General features: G+C 31.1%; 8 protein-coding genes. All 8 read left to right on the top strand.

The features are described 5' to 3' along the window. Positions 1 to 412 precede the first annotated feature (412 nt). Positions 413 to 1129: a DUF6090 family protein gene (locus AACZ53_RS13665; protein ID WP_339839569.1), complete on the top strand. Its 717-nt coding sequence runs from the start codon at positions 413 to 415 to the stop codon at positions 1127 to 1129. An 854-nt stretch (positions 1130 to 1983) separates the two neighbouring features. Beyond that, positions 1984 to 2130, top strand: coding sequence for a lmo0937 family membrane protein (locus AACZ53_RS13660; RefSeq protein WP_339839567.1), 147 nt, complete (start codon positions 1984 to 1986; stop codon positions 2128 to 2130). Between the two features lie 253 nt (positions 2131 to 2383). After that, entirely contained in the window at positions 2384 to 2749 is a 366-nt protein-coding gene (locus AACZ53_RS13655) for a hypothetical protein (RefSeq protein WP_339839565.1), read from the top strand. 19 nt (positions 2750 to 2768) lie between these two features. Continuing rightward, the gene (locus AACZ53_RS13650; protein WP_339839563.1) at positions 2769 to 3290 is read left to right on the top strand and encodes a PRC-barrel domain-containing protein; all 522 of its coding nucleotides are present in this window, start codon (positions 2769 to 2771) and stop codon (positions 3288 to 3290) included. A gap of 147 nt (positions 3291 to 3437) precedes the next feature. Further along, complete coding sequence (locus AACZ53_RS13645; RefSeq protein ID WP_339839561.1) at positions 3438 to 4370, top strand: mechanosensitive ion channel family protein; 933 nt, start codon at positions 3438 to 3440, stop codon at positions 4368 to 4370. 58 nt (positions 4371 to 4428) lie between these two features. Beyond that, on the top strand, positions 4429 to 4650 hold the full coding sequence (locus tag AACZ53_RS13640; protein WP_339839558.1) for a hypothetical protein: 222 nt from the start codon (positions 4429 to 4431) through the stop codon (positions 4648 to 4650). A 10-nt stretch (positions 4651 to 4660) separates the two neighbouring features. Beyond that, positions 4661 to 4813 (top strand): hypothetical protein, encoded by a 153-nt coding sequence (locus AACZ53_RS13635; RefSeq protein WP_339839556.1) that lies wholly within the window; start codon positions 4661 to 4663, stop codon positions 4811 to 4813. 48 nt (positions 4814 to 4861) lie between these two features. Continuing rightward, the coding region (locus tag AACZ53_RS13630; protein ID WP_339839554.1) for an NAD(P)H-binding protein at positions 4862 to 5087 on the top strand (226 nt) is incomplete at its 3' end.

Below are 5087 nucleotides of genomic sequence, written 5' to 3'. Positions count from 1 at the left end.
TATAAATGGATGTGGTGAATATCATGTAAAAGAAATTACAAATAATGAATTTGTAGTTGCTTGTTCATCTGATGGAAAAAAATGGACATATTATGTAGTTTATCCTAATCTTGACAAAATGTATTTAGCAAGTGATGAAATGGTAATAAAATTGAATCCACCTTATTAAATTTTTGATAATGCCTTGCATTAATATATACTGATTTTTTAGAACACTGATTACTTCGTCTGTTGGCACTTTCAGGCTCGGGTTGAAAAATTGGAGGAATGCTCATTTAAATTCTCTCCAAAAATTATAAACAAGCCTTGTATATAAAAAATTAAGTGTAAATTTACACAACTGCCTCAAACTTCAATCATTAGCCTACATTATTTGTAACTTAATAGTTACCCGTTTGCACGGGCAATAGATATGATAAAATTCTTTAGAAAAATTCGAAAAAACATGCTTTCTGAAAGAAAAACGGTAAAGTATTTGAAATATGCCATTGGCGAAATTGTGCTTGTGGTTATTGGAATTTTGATTGCGCTTCAAATTAATAATTGGAATGAACATAGAAAGCAAAATGAAACATTACATGGTATTTATCAAATCATAAAAGAAGATATTGCTACTGATATTGTTGAAATAGATGACTTTGTCGATGATTATGAAAAGACAAGAAAACCCGCTTTCGAGGCTGTTTTAAACGGAAATCTAACAAAAGAAGATTTACAAAAGCATCCTGAATACTTATCTGTATTGGATGGTTTTAAAGATTTTGCCATCAATCAACGTGGTTTCGAATTACTCAAAAATCAGTCAAATGATATGCGAATTGGCAACCAAAATCTAACGTCAAAAATCAATCTATTTTACAATAAATATTTGATTGAAATTAACATTGCAGCAATAGAAATCATGAGAGAATTTGTATATAACTTGAATGAACACAAAAAATCAGCTTGGTTTTCCTCTTTTTTACTTCATAAAGAAACAAAGGGAGTAATTGATTTTATGATGAATAACCCCTTAGAAAAAAATAGAATTACCAGCTATTATATGGCGTATAAAATTTATGTACAAGAAATACAAGAATTCAAAAAAAATGGAGAAGAAATTATTAAACAAATAGATGCTATTAATTGAATTTAGAAGAAAAATTAAACACCACTAACCAAATGATTAAATTCTTTAGAGAAATCTGTGGAAATTTGTTTAATCTGTGTTATCTGTGTTCCTAATTTTGCGTTATGTTTTGGAAAACTGATTGTTTTAATTATGAATTGTGAATTATGAGTTTTTGGAACACTGATTAAAGAAATTTTAGAAATCTTTATAATTTTTAAAAAATCTGTGAAAATCCGTTTAATCTGTGTCATCTGTGTTCCTAATTTTACTTAAAGTTTTGGAACACGGATTGTTTTAATTATGAATTGTGAGTTTTTGGAACACGGATTTAAGAAATTGGAGAAATCTTTATAATTTTTAAAAAATCTGCGAAAATCCGTTTAATCTGTGTCATCTGTGTTCCTAATTTTACTTAAAGTTTTGGAACACTGATTGTTTTTATTATGAATTGTGAGTATTGAGTTGCTTGCGTCTACTGGCTTTATAATAACAACTGTAAAAAATGGGGTTTCTCTTTTTTTTGTGGTTGTTTTTTTTTTTGGTTTGGCTTGAATGATTTTCTTTTTGCCTTTTGCGGCTCTATTAAAGGTTGTTTTGAAGCGTTTGATGAGCTAAAACCAATTGCAATACTAGATTGGCTGAAAAATATAAAAGAGAGCGATGCAAAATAACAATTCTTATCCCGTTAGTGGGAAAAATATAAAACTTTTTTCTAAATAATTATTATTCAAATGTTTAATGTGTCAATGCTGTAACTAATTCAAGATATCATGTAACACAATATAGCGCGTTAAGGCATAACTTCGTATTTCAAATTCAAACACTCTCAATATTATCAAGACCCTATTAATAATAACTTAAAAAAAACAATCATGAGAAATTTACTTTACATCATAGCCGTAATTTTAATTATTGGCTGGGCAATCGGATTTTTTGCTTTTCAAGTCGGCTGGTTTATACATTTATTGCTTGTTATTGCAGTTATCGTAATAGCAGTTAAACTCATTCAAGGCAAATAAATACTATAATTGAATGTCGATTACCTGAAATTAAACCTTTCAGGTAATCGACAAATTCTATAATTAATATATCTTCTTTGTATTCTTTCTGACGATAGCTATCAAAGAAAATGTTATCAAATAAATATTTAAACACTTAAAAACTGAATCAGATTCCATCACAAATACGACCGAATCTGACCTTTTAGGGGTAAAAGAAAATAACGCCACCGTTGTGGCTTATGTAAATTTTGTAGCAAACAGTAAAGACAAAATGAGTCTTGATCATGAATATACAAATGAAGCGCTATTAAAATTAATTGAGGCTACTGACGCTATGGCCAATGAGGTTGGATATGAAGTTCAGGCCGATATAGAAAAGGCAAGGGAATATGCAAAAATGATTGAACGAGCTCCTTTTGAAACAACACATGCGAATACTATTAGAAATGCGGATAATATTTTAACTAATGTATTGCAAAACATCCAAAAGGCTAAATATCCTGGTTTGGCAGATGAAGTTTCAGCATTAAAAAAGGCATCAGAATCAATAAAAATGGAAGTACTTACGCTTGAGCAAAAAGATGCCGTTAAAAATTATTTTGCAAAGGCTTCTGACCTACTTCAAAAAATGAATTAATTAATCTTTAAAAATTAAAATGATGACAGATACAAACAAAAATCTTTTTAACCTGGATGAATTATCCGATTATAAAGTAGCCAAAAATTATAACGATGTAAGGGGTTGGACTATAATAGATGCAAATAACCGTAGTATTGGAAAAGTGGATCATTTACTGGTAAATAAAACTCACGAACGAGTAGTTTATCTAGATGTTGAAGTTGATGAAACGTTAATAGAAGAAGAGCATAATACATATCAAAACAAAGTTAGCGAGGGTGTGCATGAGTTTTTAAACAAGGAAGGAGAAAATCACCTGATTATTCCTATTGGCATGGCAATTATTGATGAGAAGAATAAATCGGTAAATATCAATCAAATTGATAGATCGACTTTTGCTAAAGCTAAACGCTTCAAAAAAGGAGATGTTATTGATTTTGAATACGAATTAAATTTAGTTCGCCATTTCATGGGAGATAACACTATACAAAGTTCTAATAGTGCTGATGAATTTTATGATCGTAAAGAGTTTAATAATACTATTCATCAAAGGGATTAGGAGTGAAATTCTATGTAATTAATCTCCTTAGAGTGTTTTAAGAGATGCAGGAGTAGTAATTGTGACAGGAAGCAATGGAGTGATAGGTTCATCCTTAATTTATGCAAGAGTTGCCCACTAAATAAAAAGTAAATTTATAATAGCATAATGATGCAAGACATACAAGAGCAAGTAACGGAACCCGTTCAAACGGTAGTACAAAAATTAGAAAGTTGGCTAGACACCTTCATCAACATGCTACCCAATATGGCAGTGACCTTGTTGTTATTGATCATCTTCCTTCTGCTTGCCAAATTTGGAAGCAAACTGTTTAGAAAACTTTTTTACAAAGCATCAAATAACGAGGCATTGGGACATTTATTTTCCACTGTAATTTATGGCATAATACTGAGTATAGGGCTTTTTATTATGCTTGGAGTGCTAGGGCTAAATAAGGCATTAACTTCAATACTCGCAGGAATTGGTGTGATAGGTTTGGCTTTCGGTTTTGCTTTTCAGGATATAGCCGCAAATTTTTTATCGGGTATTATACTGGCCTTTAATAGACCTTTTAAAATTGGGGAAATCATAGAAATAAATGATATAATGGGCCAAGTAACACGAACCGGCTTGCGTGATACAGCTATTGCGACTTTTCAAGGCCAAGAAGTTTACATTCCAAATAAAGACTTTTTACAGCATGCCTTTTACAATTTTTCTGTGTTAGAAAAAAGGCGGATTGATATAACCGTTGGAGTTTCTTACGCAGATGATCTTGATCAAGTTGAAGATATTGTATTGAGCACAATAAAAAGCTTAGATGGTGTCATAGATAAAGATTTGATGGTTTTTGACTATTCTGAATTTGACTCAAGTTCCATCAATTTTAATGTTCGATTTTGGATAGAATATCCTGGAGAACCTAGCTACTTCGTGATGAAAAGTAAAGCCATTAAAGCGATTAAGAAAGCATTTGATGAGCAAGACATTACTATTCCTTTTCCAATTCGCACGTTGGACTTTGGAATTAAAGGCGGGCAAAAACTCTCCCAAATGGAATTAAATATGAATGAAGTAACCAAGAAAGTGGATACAGAATAGTTAAATATACCTAGAGTTTCTGATACAAAATATTTTTAGAATTCTATTAGCGCTATTTATGGTCTTTGCCGGATTTCGTCATCTTACATTTAATAGAATCGATTTCCAATCTCAAGTCCTAGATTGGGTTCCATTGAGTAAAGATTTAGTAGTTGTATTATTTGGTGTTGATGAAAAAGCAACTGGTTCTCATCCCTTTGGCACTTTGGTCTTAAGGTGCATGGCAGTCGTGGAGAAATTCTTAAAGGTAACTAACGTGCATAATCAAAAATTAATTTAAAATCAAAAAAGTGAAGCCAAACGATATTTTGTTAGCAATCAAAGCAGCTTCCATAGCAAAGCAACTTAATTATATCAGAAGAATGGTTCAAGTTGGAATCATGGCCTTTAAATATCTGGCAAATGGAAGAACAAAAGAAAAGGTTATTATAACGCTTTCTTAACCCTACAAAATGTAGGAAGCAAGTTTTATACAATTAAAATAAAAAATTATGAGTGAAATAAAAAATGTATTAGTAGCAGGTGCCAATGGTACCACAGGAAGAATTATTATTGATTTATTACAAAAATCAGAAACCTATCAGCCAATTGCGATGGTCAGAAAACAAGATCAAAAAGACCATTTTGAAAAGCAAGGTGTATCTGTGGTACTTGCTGATTTAGAGAAAAATTTAGACCACGCCATGAAAAATGCGGATAAAGTAATTTTTGCTGCCG

It is taken from the genome of uncultured Flavobacterium sp. (assembly GCF_963975005.1).
Taxonomy (GTDB): domain Bacteria; phylum Bacteroidota; class Bacteroidia; order Flavobacteriales; family Flavobacteriaceae; genus Flavobacterium.
This window is presented reverse-complemented; position numbering and strand designations above follow the sequence as displayed.